The sequence below is a fragment of the Paraburkholderia sp. BL23I1N1 genome, assembly GCF_003610295.1.
Classification (GTDB): domain Bacteria; phylum Pseudomonadota; class Gammaproteobacteria; order Burkholderiales; family Burkholderiaceae; genus Paraburkholderia.
In genome coordinates this window covers 3930950-3948053 of sequence record NZ_RAPV01000001.1, presented here as the reverse complement: position 1 = coordinate 3948053, position 17104 = coordinate 3930950, and the positions used below count along the sequence as shown (strand labels likewise).

The 17104-nt window shown below is 61.0% G+C and carries 15 protein-coding genes and 1 pseudogene; 8 read left to right on the top strand and 8 right to left on the bottom strand.

What is annotated here, in order from left to right; translation table 11 throughout:
* Positions 1 to 80: 80 nt before the first annotated feature.
* Positions 81 to 425: pseudogene (locus B0G76_RS18410) on the top strand (IS110 family transposase); the annotation flags it as partial.
* A 44-nt stretch (positions 426 to 469) separates the two neighbouring features.
* The gene (locus B0G76_RS18405; RefSeq protein WP_120293858.1) at positions 470 to 1378 is read left to right on the top strand and encodes a LysR substrate-binding domain-containing protein; all 909 of its coding nucleotides are present in this window, start codon (positions 470 to 472) and stop codon (positions 1376 to 1378) included.
* A gap of 39 nt (positions 1379 to 1417) precedes the next feature.
* Here the strand turns inward: B0G76_RS18405 and B0G76_RS18400 are convergent, their stop codons facing one another.
* Together B0G76_RS18400 and B0G76_RS18395 are read right to left on the bottom strand one after the other, a co-directional pair.
* Positions 1418 to 1891 carry a VOC family protein gene (locus tag B0G76_RS18400; protein ID WP_120293857.1) on the bottom strand — a complete coding sequence of 158 codons (474 nt, stop codon included), beginning with the start codon at positions 1889 to 1891 and terminating at the stop codon, positions 1418 to 1420.
* Between the two features lie 13 nt (positions 1892 to 1904).
* Entirely contained in the window at positions 1905 to 2240 is a 336-nt protein-coding gene (locus tag B0G76_RS18395; protein WP_120293856.1) for a hypothetical protein, read from the bottom strand.
* A 91-nt stretch (positions 2241 to 2331) separates the two neighbouring features.
* Between B0G76_RS18395 and B0G76_RS18390 the strand changes: the two genes are divergently transcribed.
* Genes B0G76_RS18390 through B0G76_RS18380 form a run of 3 tightly spaced genes read left to right on the top strand, consistent with a single transcriptional unit; the run spans position 2332 to position 8318 of the window.
* Positions 2332 to 3963, top strand: coding sequence for a ShlB/FhaC/HecB family hemolysin secretion/activation protein (locus tag B0G76_RS18390; RefSeq protein ID WP_259460620.1), 1632 nt, complete (start codon positions 2332 to 2334; stop codon positions 3961 to 3963).
* 37 nt (positions 3964 to 4000) lie between these two features.
* Positions 4001 to 7540 carry a filamentous hemagglutinin N-terminal domain-containing protein gene (locus tag B0G76_RS18385; RefSeq protein WP_183082082.1) on the top strand — a complete coding sequence of 1180 codons (3540 nt, stop codon included), beginning with the start codon at positions 4001 to 4003 and terminating at the stop codon, positions 7538 to 7540.
* Positions 7541 to 7550: 10 nt separating this feature from the next.
* On the top strand, positions 7551 to 8318 hold the full coding sequence (locus B0G76_RS18380) for a FecR domain-containing protein (protein ID WP_120293853.1): 768 nt from the start codon (positions 7551 to 7553) through the stop codon (positions 8316 to 8318).
* A 102-nt stretch (positions 8319 to 8420) separates the two neighbouring features.
* Here the strand turns inward: B0G76_RS18380 and B0G76_RS18375 are convergent, their stop codons facing one another.
* Entirely contained in the window at positions 8421 to 9179 is a 759-nt protein-coding gene (locus B0G76_RS18375; protein WP_120293852.1) for an SDR family oxidoreductase, read from the bottom strand.
* Between the two features lie 62 nt (positions 9180 to 9241).
* Positions 9242 to 9991, bottom strand: a complete 750-nt coding sequence (locus tag B0G76_RS18370) for an SDR family oxidoreductase (protein WP_120293851.1) — start codon at positions 9989 to 9991, stop codon at positions 9242 to 9244.
* Positions 9992 to 10092: 101 nt separating this feature from the next.
* On the opposite strand from B0G76_RS18370, the gene B0G76_RS18365 reads away from it, so the two are divergent.
* On the top strand, positions 10093 to 11007 hold the full coding sequence (locus tag B0G76_RS18365; protein WP_120293850.1) for an AraC family transcriptional regulator: 915 nt from the start codon (positions 10093 to 10095) through the stop codon (positions 11005 to 11007).
* A gap of 59 nt (positions 11008 to 11066) precedes the next feature.
* Here the strand turns inward: B0G76_RS18365 and B0G76_RS18360 are convergent, their stop codons facing one another.
* From B0G76_RS18360 to B0G76_RS18350, 3 genes are all read right to left on the bottom strand, one after another.
* Positions 11067 to 12143, bottom strand: a complete 1077-nt coding sequence (locus B0G76_RS18360) for a low specificity L-threonine aldolase (protein WP_120293849.1) — start codon at positions 12141 to 12143, stop codon at positions 11067 to 11069.
* A gap of 152 nt (positions 12144 to 12295) precedes the next feature.
* On the bottom strand, positions 12296 to 13111 hold the full coding sequence (locus B0G76_RS18355; RefSeq protein ID WP_120293848.1) for an AraC family transcriptional regulator: 816 nt from the start codon (positions 13109 to 13111) through the stop codon (positions 12296 to 12298).
* Between the two features lie 199 nt (positions 13112 to 13310).
* Complete coding sequence (locus B0G76_RS18350) at positions 13311 to 14159, bottom strand: oxidoreductase (RefSeq protein ID WP_120293847.1); 849 nt, start codon at positions 14157 to 14159, stop codon at positions 13311 to 13313.
* A 112-nt stretch (positions 14160 to 14271) separates the two neighbouring features.
* Here B0G76_RS18350 and B0G76_RS18345 point away from each other — a divergent pair, with 112 nt between their 5' ends.
* Positions 14272 to 15180, top strand: coding sequence for a LysR family transcriptional regulator (locus B0G76_RS18345; RefSeq protein ID WP_120293846.1), 909 nt, complete (start codon positions 14272 to 14274; stop codon positions 15178 to 15180).
* A 105-nt stretch (positions 15181 to 15285) separates the two neighbouring features.
* Here B0G76_RS18345 and B0G76_RS18340 read toward each other — a convergent pair whose 3' ends face one another.
* Complete coding sequence (locus B0G76_RS18340) at positions 15286 to 16176, bottom strand: LysR family transcriptional regulator (protein WP_120296515.1); 891 nt, start codon at positions 16174 to 16176, stop codon at positions 15286 to 15288.
* Positions 16177 to 16298: 122 nt separating this feature from the next.
* Between B0G76_RS18340 and B0G76_RS18335 the strand changes: the two genes are divergently transcribed.
* Positions 16299 to 17039, top strand: a complete 741-nt coding sequence (locus B0G76_RS18335; protein ID WP_120293845.1) for an SDR family NAD(P)-dependent oxidoreductase — start codon at positions 16299 to 16301, stop codon at positions 17037 to 17039.
* Positions 17040 to 17104: the final 65 nt, after the last annotated feature.

Genomic DNA, 17104 nt, shown 5'->3' with positions numbered 1-17104 from the left:
TTGAGGGCCCCCAGAACCGAACGGCATCAATGTGCCAAAGTGGTGTTGCGACACAACCACTTGAGGAGCGGAGGCCCCAATTGAATGCTACGACATACGGACTGGATGTTGCAAAGCGGGTGTTTCAGTTGTACTGGGGCGACGCCCAAACTGGCGAGATTGCGAATCGGAGGTTTGGCCGTGACGATCTGATCACGTTTCTGGCTCAGCGTCCCGCCGGGCGTGTTGCTCTTGAAGCGTGCGGGAGCGCTCATTGGTGGGCACGTAAAATTCAGGCGTTGGGACACGAGGTCGTGTTGTTGCATGCGCAGTTCATCCGACTATTTGTGCAAACGAACAAGACTGACGCGGCGGATGCCAAGGCGATATGGACTGCCGTTCAGCAACCTGGAATGCGCGCCGTCGCAGCGAAGACAGAAGATCAGCCGGCGCCAGGCGCCTGTACCGCCAAGCCCACCCAGGTCCGACCATGCTCGATCTGAACGATGTCTACTACTACGCCCAAGTAGTCGAACACCGCGGCATCACGGCCGCGGCCCGGGCGCTCGACGTGCCCAAGTCCAGCATCAGCGGGCGCATCCTCGCGCTGGAGGCATCGCTGGGCGCGCGGCTGATCCAGCGCACGTCACGGAAATTCGTCGTGACGGAAATCGGCGCGGAGTTCCATCGCCATGCGCTAGCCATGCTGGTTGAGGCCGAGGCGGCGGAAAGCGTCGTGCAACGTCGCACCGCAGAACCGAGCGGCACCATCCGGTTCATCTGTTCGGTTGCAGTCACCCAACTGACGCTAGCCGAATTGATCCCAAAGTTCATGGCAGCCTATCCGCGCGTGCGCATCGTGCAGCACGCAGCGAATCGCTATGTGGATCCTGTGCAAGAAGGCTTCGATCTCTGCCTGCGGGCGCATACCGACCCGCTGCCCAGTTCGTCCATGGTGCAGCGCTCCCTGGCTCAGACCCCCTGGTATCTATTCGCGGGCCCAGGCTATCTCGCCCGCAAGGGCACGCCCGGCGAACCAGGTGCACTCGCAGAACATGACGGTATCGCGCTCGGCAGTACGCAGGACAGCTACGCATGGCGCCTGAGCGACGTGCGCGATGCCGATCAGGTTGTGACGGTTCCGTTCACGCCGAGTCTTCAGAGCGATGACATGGCGACGCTGAAGGCTGCCGCCTGCGCGGGTTTGGGCATCGTGGCGCTGCCCGGTTACGTGGGCCGCAGCGAAGTTGAGCGGGGCCAGTTGGTCCGTGTTTTGCCTCAGTGGATTGCAGGCATCGCGACGATAAGTCTGCTGATGCCGTCTCGCCGTGGTCTGCTTCCTTCGGTGCGAGCGTTCACCGAATTTCTCCTGGCGCACGTGCCGACAGCCGTTCGATGAGCGGCGATCTATCGCGCACCCAATGTACTGAGCCTTTTGTTAACCCGTCGTCCCCGCATAGGCGGCTTTCAGCGTGGCGATGTCGAACTTCACCATTTTTAACATGGCTTCGGCAACGCGCCTGGCCTTTGCCGGATGGGGGTCAGCCATCATCTCGATCTGAACGGTGGGCGTGATCTGCCAGGAGACGCCGAAGCGGTCTTTCAGCCAGCCACATGCCTCGGGTGAACCGCCACCCTCGAGAAGGGCGTTCCAATAGCGGTCAAGTTCTTCCTGGTCGTCACAGCTGACCATCAGGGATACCGAGTGGTTGAACGGGTCGGTTCCCCCGGCGCTCATCGCAATGAAGGGCTGCCCAAAGAGAACAAACTCGACCATCTTCACAGAACCGGCACTCGGCACCGAAGTGACCCGAGTGACGCGTGAGTCTGGAAAAATACCCGCATAGAAAGCTGCGGCCTCCTCAGCTTCCTCGGAGTACCAAAGAAAAGGCGTGATCTTTTGAATCGTCATGGCAAATCTCCTGTCAGTATTGGCTCAATGCGGACGCAAGCCGCGTGCCGTCACTAGGACGACGAAGGAAGAGCATCAAAATCGACACGGCGAGAATAAAAGTTTCACTTTTCTTACTCGCACGACGCAGTATGCCCCCTTCTCCGCTGATCTCTGCCGCATCGGCAAGTTCCGCAGCGGCCAAACACCGGCATGAAATCCACTCCAAATTGCCCTTCGCCATCAGCCACCACGGGCGACACCCTCTGAAGAAAACGTAGGCTTTTTTCGGATCAACCGCTATCAAGTAGCGCTTTAGATTGCCGTTAACAAGGGTGAATGGGCGTTTCGTAGTGAACGCGCCGGCCAAGGGAGACCCCGATAACAACTCGAGACGATGGTTGCCATCAAACGACTGGCATCCGGTTATCGTCCGGGAAAAGAGACGGACATAAAGAATAATGAAGCGACGTCTGATGCAATGCCTGTCGGGGATGGCATTGATAGCTGCAGCCGCAGGTGCATTTGCCGACGACGGCTTCACTATCACGCGCTTCGAGGTGGAGGGGAACAGTCTGCTGCCGGCCGAAGAAGTGCAACGCCTGCTGCAACCCATGAGCGGGCCGCATCGCGTCTACGGCGACATCCAGCACGCGCTCGAAGCGCTGGAAAATGCCTACCGCAAAGCGGGCTATACCGCTGTGCAGGTCTACGTACCCGAGCAGGAACTGACCAGCGGCGTCGTCAAAATTCAGGTGACCGAAAACCGGATTGGCAACATCACCGTCACCGGCAACCAGCACTTCAGCGAAAAGAACGTCCTCGCGGCACTACCGCAACTCCAGCGCGGCCAGTCGCCGAACCTGCGCAAAATCTCCGAAGCGGTACAACTGAGCAACGACAACCCAGCCAAGCAGGTCGGTGTAACGCTGACGAGCAGCAACGAACCCGGCACGGTCGACGCCGAAGTCAAAGTGGTGGACGCCAATCCGCTACACATCTTCGCGACAGTCGATAACACCGGCGCGTCCTCCACCGGCCGCTGGCGCACCGGCGTCGCTATTCAGGACGCCAATCTGTTCAACCTCGATCAGGTCGGCACGCTGGCGTACACGACGTCCCCCGACAGCCCGAGCGGCGTGAGGGTCAACGTCTACTCCGTCGGCTATCGGATTCCGCTGTACAGCCTCGGCGACAGCCTTGATTTCTTCTACGGCAAGTCCGACATCAACACGCCAAGCGCGTCGCCGACGCTCGGCGGCCTGCTCGGCTTCACCGGCAAGGGCGACATCTACGGTTTCCGTTGGAACCACTTCTTCGCCCGCCGTGGCGAGACCACCAGCAAGCTGATCTTCGGCTTCGATTACAAGAAAATCGATTCAACCTGCAACGTCAATGGCGTGGGGGTCAGCACCGCGGGACCGACGCCGCCAATCGCGTCCTGCGCGCCCTACACCACGATGCCGTTCAGCCTGACGTATAGCAGCCAGACTGTTGGCGTCAGACAAAGCATCGACTACGACATCGGCATCTCGCGCAACGTGGCGACCGGCACGCAATACACCAACACCGACGGCCGCACAGATCGATATTCGTACCTGACGCCCGGCAGCCGCGATACCGTCGACGGCTTCATGATTCTGCACGGCGACGCCTCGATCATTCGAAGCTTCGCCAACGACTGGCAGTGGCGTATCGCCAGCACGGCGCAGGCCACGAGGAACCCATTGGTCTCGTCGGAACAGTTCGGCCTGGTCGGCATATACGCCGTGCGCGGCTTCACCGAGCGCGCGGTGGTCGCCGATAGCGGGATGTTCCTCAATGCCGAGATCTACACGCCTCAACTCGTCAGCAAGGGCAACCTGCGTCTGCTGGCTTTCTTCGACTTCGGGTATGGCCACAACAGCAATGTCGGCAGCAGCGGCATTCCGGCGGACCTGAACGTGTCGAGCATGGGATTAGGCGCACGCTACGTCCTGGCCCGCAACGTCAACATCAGGCTGGACGTCGCGCGAGTCGAAGCGGCCGGCAATTCACTCACCGAGAAGCGTGGGGACATTCACGCCGATGTCGCCGCGAGCATAGGCTTCTGATATGACAAGTCGAGATCAATCGAACAGGCCGCGTTCCTTGCGCCCAAAGACCGTCTCGCCGTTGCGCATGTCGGCGATGGCTGTTGCGGCCATGCTCGTGACGTGGCATATCCCGTCCATGGCGGCAGCGCCCGCGGCCAACACACTGCCGACAGGCGGCACGGTAACGGTCGGCGCCGCCACGATCACGCAAAACGGCAATACGCTCAACATCAACCAACGCAGCGGTTCGGCGATTGCGAGCTTCGGTACGTTCAGCATCGGCGCCAACGCGGTAGTCAACGTCAACCAGCCGGGGGCAGCATCGTCGTTCCTGGCGAGAGTGACCGGCTCGGACCCTTCCCAGATCTACGGCCTGCTCAAGTCGAACGGCACGGTCGCGCTGATCAATCAGAACGGAATTCTGGTCGGCCCGTCCGGCGTGATCGACGTGTCGCGGTTCATCGCCAGCACGCTCAACATCAGCGACAGCGACTTTCTGGCGGGGCGCCTGACGTTCAATACCCGCGAGGTTGCGGGCCGTGTCGAGAATCAAGGTGTCATCAGGACGGCCAACGGTGGCAGCGTCTACCTGATCGGTGCCGACGTGAAGAACAGCGGTGTGATCACCAGCCCGAACGGCGAGGTGCTGCTGGCAGCCGGACAGACCGTGCAACTCGTCGACACCGGCACACCGGGTGTGACGGTCAACGTGACCGGCAGCAACGGCAGCGTGACCAACCTCGGCAACATCGCAGCGGAAGCGGGCAGCATCGGCGCTGCTGCGGGCCTGATCAACAACAGCGGCGCCATCAACGCCAGCAGCGTGGTGAATCAAGGCGGGCGGGTTTTCCTGCGCGCCTCGCAAAACCTGACCACCACGGCGGGCTCGAACATTACCGCCGACGGTGCGGCTCAGGGCGGCAACGTCACGCTGGTTTCGGACAAGCTTGCGTATCTCGACGGCACTATCTCGGCCACCGGCTATGCGGGACCAGGCGGCTATGTCGAGACTTCGGGCAAGCAGTCGCTGGACGTGGTGAAGCTGCCAACGGTCGGCACGGGCGGCAAGTGGTTCATCGACCCGTATTCACTCGACGTGGTGGCGGGAGGCTCCAGTAACGCGAGCAATTCGGGCAACGTGATCACCTCGACGGGTTCGGGCTCCACCATCAGTGCCGGCACCGTCTCGGGCGTGCTCAACAGCGGCGCCAGTGTCGTCCTCGCGACCGGCGCCGATGGCGCAACCACCGGCGGCGACATCACCGTTAGCGCCGCCATCAACAAAACCAGCGGCTCGGCGGCATCGCTAACCCTGAACGCCGACGGCAACATCAACATCAACGCCGGCGTCACCAGCACCTCGAACACGCTCGCGCTGAACCTCAACACCAACGCGAACGGCATCGAAAGCGGCACGCACACGGTGACTGTCAGCAACGCCACCCTCGGCCTCAACGGGGGAGCGCTGACCGTCAGCGACGGCTCCAGCGCGTCCGGCAACGGCAATATGATCCTGGGGAGCGGCGGCTCGTTCGATCTCAGCCACGGCGGCAGCGTGTCCACCGGCAACCTGACGCTTCTTGCCGGAGGCACACTGAACGCCAATGCTTCCGCCAACCTCAGCATCGGCACATTGACCAACGGCGGGACGTTGTCGCTGAGCCATTCCAGCATGAACGCCGGTTCGTTCGTCAATACCGGAGCGGCCACGTTTGCCAACGTAACGGGAACGGTCAGCAATGTCAGCAACCAGGGCAACCTGTCGATGACATCGGGCACTTCTCTTGCCGGCGAAGTATTCACGAATACCGGCAACCTCGCGCTGGACAACGCCACCCTGAGTTTCAGTTCGTTCACCAACGACACAGGGGGATATCTGTCCGGCAACGGCACGATTTCGGTGGCGTCCGGCAATGGTGTGCTGCTCAACAACGGCACGATCTCTCCTGGCGGCGACGGCGCGATAGGTTCGCTGTCGATCAACGGTGGCTATAGTCAGAGTTCCACCGGCACGCTGCTGATCGACGTCGCCAGCGCGAGCAGCTACGACACGCTGAACTATTCCGCGCCGTCTCTTTCGCTGGGTGGGACGCTGCAAACAAATTTGCTGGGTGGTTATGTCCCGACGTTGAGGACAACTTTCGCTGTACTTTCGGGCCCCGTCAGTAGCACCGCACCCGGTGTATTCCGTCATGTTCTCGGCAACGTGATCGACAACAACGGCGCCCTGCAGATGATCAAGCCGGCTTACAACCCCTCGGGGCCGGGCTTGTCGCTTGCCATGGCAGGATCGGAAACCATCACTTATACGGGCACCGCCGAAAGTATCTGGGGCAATACCTATTTCTGGTCTACCGGGTACTTCCCGACGGCCATCGACAATGTCGTCGTGGCTGCGGGCGGACGCCTCGCGCATGGCTTCTACGACGGTGTCGATACGGTCAATAGCATCACGTTCGGCGCGGGCTCCAATCTGTACATGTCTGGCGGCACGCTCAATGTGACCAACCTCAACGGCAGCGGAAGCGTTGCTGTCGGCGGCGGCGTTCTGGGTTATACCGGCGTCGCCAACCTGAGTTCGCTGTCATTGACCAACGGGGGAAGCGTCGTCGGCACTGGCAGCGGTTCCCAGCTCAATATCACCGACAGCTTTTCGCAAAACGGCGGCACGATCTCGACCAGTGGCGATATGTCGGTGACGCAAAGCACCGGCGACCTGACGGTGGGCGATATCACCGCGCGCAACCTGACGCTGACCGCGGCAAGCGGCGCGATATCCCAGGAGGATTCGCCACTGCACGTCACGCAGCAATTGAGCACGTCGTCAGCCAATGGCACGACCCTCACCCTTACAGGCAATCAGATCGCCGGAATTTCCGCGAGCAATGTCACCACCGGCGACATCGCGATCGTCAATCGGCTCGACACTTCCGACACCAACGCGGTGAACGTCAACCGCATCGCCAACGCGGGCGGCAAGGTCAGCGTAAGCAACACGGGCGCGATGACCGTCGGCGCGGCCGGTGTCAATGCGACCGGCGGCATCGATCTGTCGGTCGCCAATACCGGTGCTTCGACCGACAATCTCACCCTCAACGGTGTGCTTACGTCCGCTGGGGGGAACATCAACTCGTTCGCCGGCAACAACCTGTCGGTCAATGGGAACGTCGCGACATCGGCACCGGGATTGGTCACACTCACAGCCGTCAATGGTGCCGTGACGTATGCGGCTGGCGTCAGCATTACGGACGCTCACGGTACGGTCGTGCCAGTGGCGGTTGTGGTGCTGCCTGTGACGCCTGTCACACCGGTGAGCTCCACGACTCCCACGACTTCTGATTCTTCGCAAGCGGTAGCGTCCGCGGTTACGAAAGCGGTAACGCCAGTATCGAATGCCGTCGTTCAGGCTGTGACGTCCACATCGGCCGTCACCACGACTGTCACGACGACGACACTGCCAGCCGTCACCAACAGTTCATCGTCCACGGAACCCACGACAGTGGGAGGTGAGCCGGGCACGTTCGGCGGCACCGACATGACGACAAGTTCAAGCCCAAGCGTCAAAAAACCCGCCGTCAAACTGTATTGCAGCTGATATCTCGACCATGAAACGAGTCACCAACACACCCCATTGGCATGACCGCACGATGTTCCGGCTCGCGCGGCAACTCCTCTTTCTGCTGGTCATGTTGGGCTGCGGCAGCAGCGCCTACGCGCAGGCTGTGGGCACGGTGACGCACCTGTCCGGCGTGCTGACAGTGAAACATGCCGACGGCGGCGCTGCGGTGCTGGCGATCAACTCATCGATATTGCAGGGCGACACGTTGGTTACCGAAGCGAACACGTACACCCGGGTGAAATTTGTCGATAACGGCGAGATGGTAGTGCGCCCGTCTTCGCAGGTCGTTGTTAAAAGTTACGTGTACGACGTGGATCACCCGGAGAAGGACAATGTCGCCATCCGGCTGGTCGCCGGCGGCCTGCGCTCCGTAACCGGCCTGATCGGAAAGCGCAACCATGATGCCGTCAGCTTTGAGACGCCAACGGGCACCATCGGCGTACGCGGCACCAACTTCGGTGCGCTGTTCTGCCAGAACGATTGCGGCGGCGTACCGACCACGAGCGGGAGAACGCCGCAGAATGGTCTGTATGTCGACGTGTCGCAGGGCGCCGTCGTGCTCAGCAATCCGGCCGGCCAACACGTATTTCAGTCCGGTGATTTCGGCTATGTAGCCAACTTGAATGCACCGCCAATAGTGATACCGCCGACACAGGGCGTGCCGGTAACGATGCCGCTGTCGATCAGTAAGAATGCGCCGGCGTCGCAGAATTCCAGCTCGACGTCCCATGACGTAGATTGCGTGGTGCAGTAAATGCCGCAAGCAACCCGGCCCACTGTCATAGCGTGAGTCCGGGCCCAATCCTTCGATCCCTTCGATCACGCGTTCGAGACTGCATCACCACGATCACCACGATCACCACGGGATCGTTTCGTTTTCCCAGCGCGTGAACGTTCCTGTGGGGCCGTCCGGGCCCAGCAGCGCAACGCGCACCGCTTCGCGAGCGCCCTCCTCGACGGTCTGCGTGCCCGCATATCCATTGAGGTTCGTCCTGGTGAAGCCCGGGGAGACGGCGTTGACCTTGATCCCCTCCGGCTCCAGTTCGATCGCCATGGCGACCATCAAAGCGTTGAGCGCCGTCTTGGACGCTGGGTAGACCGGGCCAAAGATCCCGCGGTAGGCAAAGGCGGGGTCCGAGTTCATCGTTAGGGACCCAACACCGCTCGACACGATGACGATGCGGGCACCCGGCGTCTCGCGCAGGATTGGCAGCATCGCCTGGTAAACGGCGAGAACGCCGAACACGTTGGTGTCCCACACCGCGCGCATTTCTTCGAGAGACACGTTGCTCGCGCGGGTCGTCTTCGCGTACTCCTCGACGGACTGCCCGGGCCGCTTTTTCGTATTCGAAATGGCTGCGTTCTGCATGAGCACGTCGAGGCGGCCAAACTCGTTACTAACGCGCCCCGCCGCAGCTTTGATCGAAGCCTGATCCGTCACGTCGAGCTGGAGCGCATGGGCGTTCGGCCCTACCTCCCTGGCCGCTGCCTCTCCGCGTTCGAGATTGCGCGCCCCGACCAGCACAGTGAAACCGTGTGCCGCGAGATCCTTCGCGATCTGAAGACCGATTCCTTGATTGGCCCCGGTAACCAGGGCAATGGGTTTGTCTTGCATGGCAAGCTCCTTGTCGTATTGCGAAGTAGCGCGCAGAAGTTCAGGGTGGTGGCGCCGCCGGGTCAGCTAACCTCGGCCGCCCATGCTTCGGCGTCGGCGCCGGCCGGGATGCGCATCGGGGATGACGGATCGGTTGCCGCGCGCCACACGGCTTCGGCGACATCCTGTGCCCGCGTGATCGGGGCAGACGTATCCCCCATCATCGCAACAACGCTCTTGACGAGATCGGCATACGCCTCGTGGTCGAAGCCGTGAATATGGGCGCGCGCGTTCTCTCCGAAACGCGTATCAGGCGCACGGCCCGGCAGCACCAGACGCACCCGCACGCCGAACTGCTCGAGTTCCAGCGCCATCGACTCGGTGAATGCGTTCACCGCCGCCTTGCTCGCGCGGTACGCGGCGATCAGCGGCAGTGCCTTCAGCGTCACGCTCGACGTGACGTTCACGACGACGCCGGCCCTGCGCTGCCGAAACTGGGGCAGCACCGCTTGCGTCACTGCGATCGTGCCAATGGTGTTGGTCTCGAAGACATCGCGCACCGTCGCGATCGGGACGAGTTCGGCAGGGGCAGCCGCGCCGAAGCCCGCGTTGTTGACGAGGACGTCGATCGGGCCTGCGACCTCGACAGCCTGGCGAATGCTCTCCGGGTTGGTGACATCAAGCGCCAGCACGCGCAGGCGCTCTGAAGGCGGCAGCACGTCGGCGCGCGGTGTACGCATCGTGGCGATGACCTGCCAGTCGCGAGCCAAAAAGTAGCGCGCGGTCTCAAGGCCGAATCCGGAGGAGCAACCGGTGATCAGCACGGTTTTCATGGGAAATCCTGTGGTGTGGGTTGGGTGTGTCCATACGATAGATCCCTGAGACCGTACTTGCTACAATCAATCATCCGAATTTCATTTGCAGGAGTCCGGCGATGATCGATCCATTAGCCGAAGTCGTGACGCTGCTACAGCCGGGCGCCCGGTTCTCCAAACTCGTCCTTTGCGCCAGTCCCTGGCGCATTAGCCGCTCGGATGCCGGCCAGCCGTTCTATTGCGTGATCCTCGAAGGTGGGTGCCGAATCGCGATCGACGGACACGAGCCCATCGAGCTCCTGTCGGGTGACTTCGTCCTGATTCCGGCGGCTTACGGCGTCGCGATGTCCAGCCTCGAAACGCCACCGCCGGGCGTCGAGACGCTGGCGCCCGTTGCGCTGGGCAATGGTGAATTCAGAATCGGCGCTCCGGGCAAGCCGATCGACTCGCGGATGATGGCGGGCCACTGCAGCTTCGCATCACCGGATGCGTCCTTGCTGGTTTCGCTGCTGCCGCAACTCGTGCATGTCCGCGGTGAACAGCGGCTGGCCACGCTCGTGCAACTGGTGCGAGAGGAGTCGCGCGAGCAGCGCCCCGCGCGCGAGGTCGTGCTCTCGCGACTGCTGGAAGTCCTGCTCATCGAGGCGTTGCGGTCCACGGCAGAAACGAACGCGTCGCCGGGCCTGGTGCGCGGGCTCGCCGACATCCGCCTCGCGGCCGCGATCCGCGGGATGCACGAACACCCGACGCGCACGTGGACGGTTGCTGAACTCGCCAAGGAAGCCGCGCTCTCGCGCTCGACCTTTTTCGAGCGCTTCAGCCGCGCGGTCGGCGTTGCGCCGATGGAATATCTGCTGACCTGGCGCATGGCACTCGCGAAGGACCTGCTGCGGCGAAACGAAGGCCGTGTCGCCGAGATTGCGCAGCGCGTCGGCTACAGCTCCGCCAGCACCTTCAGCGTCGCCTTCACACGGCATGTCGGCCGGCCGCCTACGCAATATGCGCGCGAGGAACAGGCGGCCGACGAACGCTAAGGCCAGGGAGCCAACGGCTCAAGGCCACGCATGAATGACGGTTGTTATCGACCGTCCGGTTAGCGGGCAACAACGGCACGCGTCACATGCGCCAGCAGGTTGTCGACATCCTCAAACGTAGTAGAGAACGCGGTCACGAAGCGCACGACGTTTGCGTCCCAACGATCGTGATAAAACTTGGATCCCGCCTGATGTAGTGATTCGATTACCGCAGAAGGCAATCGACAAAAGACGATGTTGGCCCGAGTCGCGCCGAGTACTTCGACGCCGTTCAACCCCGCGAGTCCCTGGGTCAAGCGCTGCGCGGTGTCATTGGCCTGGCGTGCGTTGCGCAACCAGAGATCGTCGGTCAAGTACGCGTCGATCTGAGCCGAAAGAAAGCGCATCTTCGAGAACAGATGGCCCGCACGCTTGCGGCGGTAGCCCATCTCGGGTGCGAGGGATGCATCGAACAGCACGATCGCTTCCGCTGCGAACGCACCATTCTTGGTCGCGCCGAACGACAAGGCGTGGACCCCGGCCTTCCATGTCATCTCGGCAGGTGAACAGCCCAGAGACACCAGCGCGTTGGCGAATCGTGAGCCATCCATATGAAGTTTGATGGAGGACGCCTTGCAGATATCCCCGATCGTTTCGATCTCGTCCAGTGTGTACACGCCCCCTTCTTCCGTCGCCTGCGTGATGCTCGCGCACGACGGCTGTGTCGAATGGACGTCGCCCACCTTCACGCGAGCCGCGCTGCGAAGACTTGCGGGATCGATCTTGGCAGACGGCCCATCCACGGCGACCAGCTTCGCGCCATTCGTGTAGAACGCGGGGGCGCCGCATTCGTCGTTGTTGATATGGCTCGCCGGATGGCAAAAGATGTTGCCCCAATGCGGCGTCATTGCGCTCAGGCACAAGGCGTTGGCGGCGGTGCCTGTCGGCACGAGAAACACGTCGACTTCGCGCTCGAAGATTTCGTTCAGTTTGAGTTCCACACGGGCAGTAAGGTCATCTGCTCCGTACGGGCTCGCTTGCCCGACGCTGCTCGCCACCATGGCTTCAACGATCTCTGGCGACGCGCCGGCAATGTTATCGCTCGTAAAACCCAAAGCCGGCGCCCTGGCACCGTATGACCGATCACTATTGTTCACTTTCGTATCCTCAACTCGGCGGGTGGAGACATTCCCCCGAATCGGCGCATCCTACGTCGAGTGAGATCGTCGCACTTGTAAAAAATTGATCAGTCGTCAAGCCACGGCGCGAGGTGGCGCTGAAGCTGGTGCTCTGCCGCTAACTGCGTCGCTTACGCCCTGTAGCACGACGGCGCGACGCCATATGCCTGCCGGAAAGCGCGGTTGAAGTGGCTTTGATCGTAGAACCCGACTTCCTGAGCGACCATTGCGATCGCCTGCGCGCTTCGCGACAACAGCGCACAAGCCCGCTCGAGACGAAGACGGAGCAGCCATGCGTGGGGCGTCATCCCGACGCTTTGCTTGAACTGTTTGAGGAACTGGAACCTGTTGAGTGCGCACAACCCGGCCAGTTCGTCCAGCGTGATCTTGTCGCCGAGATGGTCGAAGCAGTAGTCTCTGACGCGTTTCCATTGAATGCGCGAAAGCGAGCCTTGGACCGTTTCAGGCACGACCGCGCGCGATTGGCTCAACAGGCATTCCAGCAACGTGAGCCATTCCGTCTGCATCTCAAGACTGCTCGCGGCGTTGCTACGCCGCATCGCATCGTGCAGGCGCAGAAGACGGCCGGCGAGCAACGGGTCTTCCAGCAAGGCGCCTGCGAATTCGGGCTCGCGATGAAAGCCGCTGATCTCCTCCGCCACGCTTGCGACGAGATCCTGCGAAAGGCGAAATGTCTTGAGCGTGGATTGGCTGCCATCCGGCGTGATTCCATCGTGAATCTCGCCCGGCGGCATCAGTACGATGGACCCGGGTCCGTGCAGTACCGTCTTTCCGTTGACCCTCTGGCGCTGAACCCCGTCCGTCATCAACCCGACGTGTAAATCAAGGTGGAAATGGCGGTCGAAACCGAAATCCGCGAAGCGCGCGGTACTCAGCACCAGGCCGGGTATCTCGGACACTTGCTGGAACTGGACATTCTCGGTCATTGAACGGGGAGCGATGAGACATGTTGGCGGACGTCGGCAAAGTATAGCGCTGCTCGTCTCGGCTTGAGTCCGTGCACCCGGCGTCTTCAGTCCTGTTCAAAACCGGGGAAGGTGTCCCCTCTCCAAGCAAGGCGAGCGAAGCAACTGACGGCCACTTCTGAGCGAAAAACCGTGCGCCTACGCGATCCCCGATGGGCAGCTACACCGTTTCGTCAAATGCGGTACTGCGTGTCAGCATCTCCCACTCGTCAAAATCCCTGGCCATGGCAGCAAGTTGTTTGCGCGCAAGCTCGAGCGCATCAGCGCCCAGCAGCAGATGCATGGGTGGCTGCTTCGCCTTTGATGCTTCAATGATTGCAAGCGCGCCCTTCGCCGGATCGTTGTGCTGCTTTCCGTGCGAGGCGAGCAGGGCATCGCGTTGTTTGCCCAATGTCTCGGCAAAGTCAGGAATGCGAATGTTCGACTGCCGCATGGAACGGCCGCGAAAATCAGTCCTGAACGCGCCGGGTTCAACTACCGTCACGCCGATGCCGAACGGCGCCATCTCGTTCGCGAGGGTCTCGGAAAGCCCTTCAAGGGCATACTTGCTCGCATGGTAATAGCCGACGTTCGGAAACGTGGTGAGTCCGCCGATCGAGCTCACGTTGACAATATGCCCTTTACCACGGCGTCGCATCCCCGGTAGCACTGCCTGCATTAACGCGATGACCCCATGGACGTTGGTATCGAATTGCGCGCGAATCTCGGCGTCCTCGCCCTCTTCGATGGCCCCGATATAGCCATAGCCGGCATTGTTCACGAGTACGTCGATCTGACCGAAGCTTTCATACGCGGCCTTCACCGCAGCGCGAATCTGCCCGGACTGGGTAACGTCGAGGCCGACGGCGATTGCCCGGTCGCCGTAATGCTCAACAAGGTCGCGTACCGCGTCGGGCTTGCGAGCTGTGACAACGGCGCGATAGCCATGTTCAAGCACCTTTTCGGCAAGCGCTCGACCCAGACCGGAAGAGCTTCCGGTAATCAGCCATACAGAGTTATCGTCAATCATCCTTCCTCCGTTTCATTCCAGATTATCGACACCGCCTTCGGCCCGGTGTCTTGCCTCCAGAAAGGATAGATGCGAGGATTCATACAATCATCATGGATAATTCGTATGAGTCATGCAATCAGATAAAACGATCTCGCGTGGAGTTCTGGATGACCTCTCGGCCTTCGCCGCCGTCGCGCGCATGCGCAGCTTTTCCCGCGCCGCCGCCGAATTGAACGTATCCAATTCGATGCTGAGCTATACGATCAAGCGACTGGAAAGTCGCCTCGGCTATCCACTACTTCGACGAACAAGCCGCAGCGTTGCGCCCACCGCTGAAGGGCAAGCGCTCCTGTTGACGCTCGAACCGGCATTGGATGCGATCGACGGCGCCCTGGGCGACCTCAGTCGAATCCGCGATCGCATTTCAGGCACCCTGCGCATCACCGCCACACGACAAGGATATGAGGCGGTTATCCGTCCGGTGCTGACCGACTTCTGCACCACCTATCCGGACGCAACCGTCGAAGTCATCATCGACTATGCGTTCAGGGATCTTGTTTCCGGGCGTTTCGACGCCGGCGTCCGGCTCGGCGAGAAGCTCGAACAGGATATGGTGGCGTTGCCGGTCGGGCCGGCCCTCAGAATGGCCGTGGTCGCCTCGCCGGAATATTTGTCGCGACATAGCGCTCCCAGTACGCCGGACGATCTTCAGCATCACCGTTGCATCAATTACCGGATGGAAACGGCAGGCAGCCTTTATTCATGGGAATTTGAAAGCGACGGTCGAAAATTGAAGATGGCGCTGTCGGGGCCGCTGACATTCAATGAGCCGGATCTGATGATTGGCGCCGCGATCGATGGTCTCGGCGTCGCGTATGTGTTGGAGCATGAGGCGGCGCCCCATATCGGAACGGGGCGTCTCGCCCGGGTATTGGAGGACTGGTGCCCTCCCTTCGCCGGCTTCTTCCTCTACTACCCGTCGCGCAAGCAGGTTTCTCCTGTGTTGGCGGCGTTGTTGAAGCGCTTACGGGCACGGTGAGACCACTCGCGAATACCATGCTGTAAGCGAAGCTCAAGAAACGGCCGTTGCCACTGCCTAAATCGGTTAAAGATATCGCTCGGTGCGCCGATTGATTCCGTTTACCTAAATATGTTGTGGAAGGGCTTTGGCAAAAAAGTCAGTCGCGCGGCGCACGCGTGCCGGTACAAACCGGCGTTTTGGCCAGACGAGGCTGACGTCTCTGGCGTCGCTTATAAATTCGTCGAGAATCGTGATCACGTCCGGATGCCGGAGTTCATCGGCAAGCGAGACCTTGGCAAACAGGCCAATTCCAACGCCGGCCAGAACACCAGTCCGGATCGTTTCGACACTGTTGGACGAAAGATTTCCACGAACGGACACGCTGAATCGGCCCTCCGGTCCGACAAACGGCCAATTCGCCGACTCCGTCAGGCCGCCATACAAAAGGCAATTGTGATCGACGAGTTCGGCGGGGGTCCTGGGTATTCCGTATTGCTCGAAGTAGCGACGGGATCCGACGCATACCAGGGGCGTGCTCGCCACGCGCTTGACGACCGAGTCAAGATCGTTGACGGTGCCCACCCGAATCGCCAGATCAATTCGATCCTCCACCATATCTCGTACGAAGTCCGAAAGAACAAGATCGACCTGAAGGCCGGGATTGAGTGACAACAGCTCGGGTATGAGTGGAAGAACATGAAGGCGGCCGAAAGTAGACGCTACGGCGATCCTGATCAGACCCGAGACATTAAGCGTGCTGCTTGTCAGTTCGCTGTCGGCCTCATCCATCTCGTCGACAAGCGGCTTTGTCCGATCGTAGTATCGCTGCCCCTGATCCGTCAGGGTCACGCTGCGCGTGCTTCGGTTAAATAGCGCCACGCCGAGGCGTTTTTCCAGCGCGCCGACGGCCTTACTGATCGCGGACTGTGACTCGCCGGTTCTACGCGCCGCCGCGGAAAATCCGCCCGCTTCAACGACGGCGATGAAGGCGTCTAGTTCGTGAAACCGATCCATTGCGTTCCTCTCGTTTGACCCATTCTGTTTAAGAATAGATCTTATGAGAAATCTGCGGATTATCATTGTCGGCAACCGCAATTACCCTCTACCTGTCATTCACGAACAGGCAGAAGGTCCCAATGTCCACTCTCACAGGCAAGATTGCCGTCATTAGCGGCGGAACAACCGGTATCGGTTTAGCCATCGCCCAGCGGTTCGTCGCAGAAGGCGCTCACGTCTTTATCTTCGGCCGTCGGCAGGCACAGCTCGACGAGGCCGCCGAACTGATCGGCCGCAACGTCACCGCTATCCGAGCTGACGCCGCGAACCTCGATGACCTCGACCGTGTCGCCGCGGCCGTCAAGAACGAAAAGGGTGTCGTCGACATCGTCGTGTCGAACGCGGGATTTACGGAGCAGGCTTCGATCGACACCCTCACGCCCGAGCATTTCGACAAGGCGTTCAACCTCATGGCCCGCGGGCCCGTCTTCCTGGTGCAGAAGCTGCTGCCGCTGATGACGGGGCGTGGATCGATCGTTCTGGTCTCGTCGGCCATGCACCTCATGGGCATTCCTGGCCACACCGCTTACGCGGCGACCAAAGCGGCCTTGCGTTCTTATGCGCGCACCTGGGCTGCGGAATTCAAGGATCGCGGCATTCGCGTCAATCTGCTAAGCCCTGGCGTCACCGACACCCCGATTCTCGACGCTCAGTCGGCGACACGCGAGCATCTGGTGAACATGTACCAGAGCATGGTCCCGCTCGGCCGACTCGCTCGGGCTGAAGAGATGGCCAGCGCGGCGCTCTTCCTGGCGTCCGACCAGAGTTCATATGTGACGGGCGCGGATCTGATGGCCGATGGGGGTATCGGCCAGGTCTGAGGTCTGAGACCCGCAGGTCACGTAGTCGCCTCTCATTAGAGAAGCGACCACGCTTCCAGCACGAA

Coding starts and splice junctions, on each gene's coding strand:
- B0G76_RS18355 (WP_120293848.1), bottom strand. CDS start 13,111: ATGACCGAGAATGTCCAGTTCCAGCAAGTGTCCGAGATACCCGGCCTG.
- B0G76_RS18380 (WP_120293853.1), top strand. CDS start 7,551: ATGAAACGAGTCACCAACACACCCCATTGGCATGACCGCACGATGTTC.
- B0G76_RS18405 (WP_120293858.1), top strand. CDS start 470: ATGCTCGATCTGAACGATGTCTACTACTACGCCCAAGTAGTCGAACAC.
- B0G76_RS18375 (WP_120293852.1), bottom strand. CDS start 9,179: ATGCAAGACAAACCCATTGCCCTGGTTACCGGGGCCAATCAAGGAATC.
- B0G76_RS18400 (WP_120293857.1), bottom strand. CDS start 1,891: ATGACGATTCAAAAGATCACGCCTTTTCTTTGGTACTCCGAGGAAGCT.
- B0G76_RS18370 (WP_120293851.1), bottom strand. CDS start 9,991: ATGAAAACCGTGCTGATCACCGGTTGCTCCTCCGGATTCGGCCTTGAG.
- B0G76_RS18350 (WP_120293847.1), bottom strand. CDS start 14,159: ATGATTGACGATAACTCTGTATGGCTGATTACCGGAAGCTCTTCCGGT.
- B0G76_RS18390 (WP_259460620.1), top strand. CDS start 2,332: ATGAAGCGACGTCTGATGCAATGCCTGTCGGGGATGGCATTGATAGCT.
- B0G76_RS18335 (WP_120293845.1), top strand. CDS start 16,299: ATGTCCACTCTCACAGGCAAGATTGCCGTCATTAGCGGCGGAACAACC.
- B0G76_RS18340 (WP_120296515.1), bottom strand. CDS start 16,176: ATGGATCGGTTTCACGAACTAGACGCCTTCATCGCCGTCGTTGAAGCG.
- B0G76_RS18345 (WP_120293846.1), top strand. CDS start 14,272: ATGCAATCAGATAAAACGATCTCGCGTGGAGTTCTGGATGACCTCTCG.
- B0G76_RS18365 (WP_120293850.1), top strand. CDS start 10,093: ATGATCGATCCATTAGCCGAAGTCGTGACGCTGCTACAGCCGGGCGCC.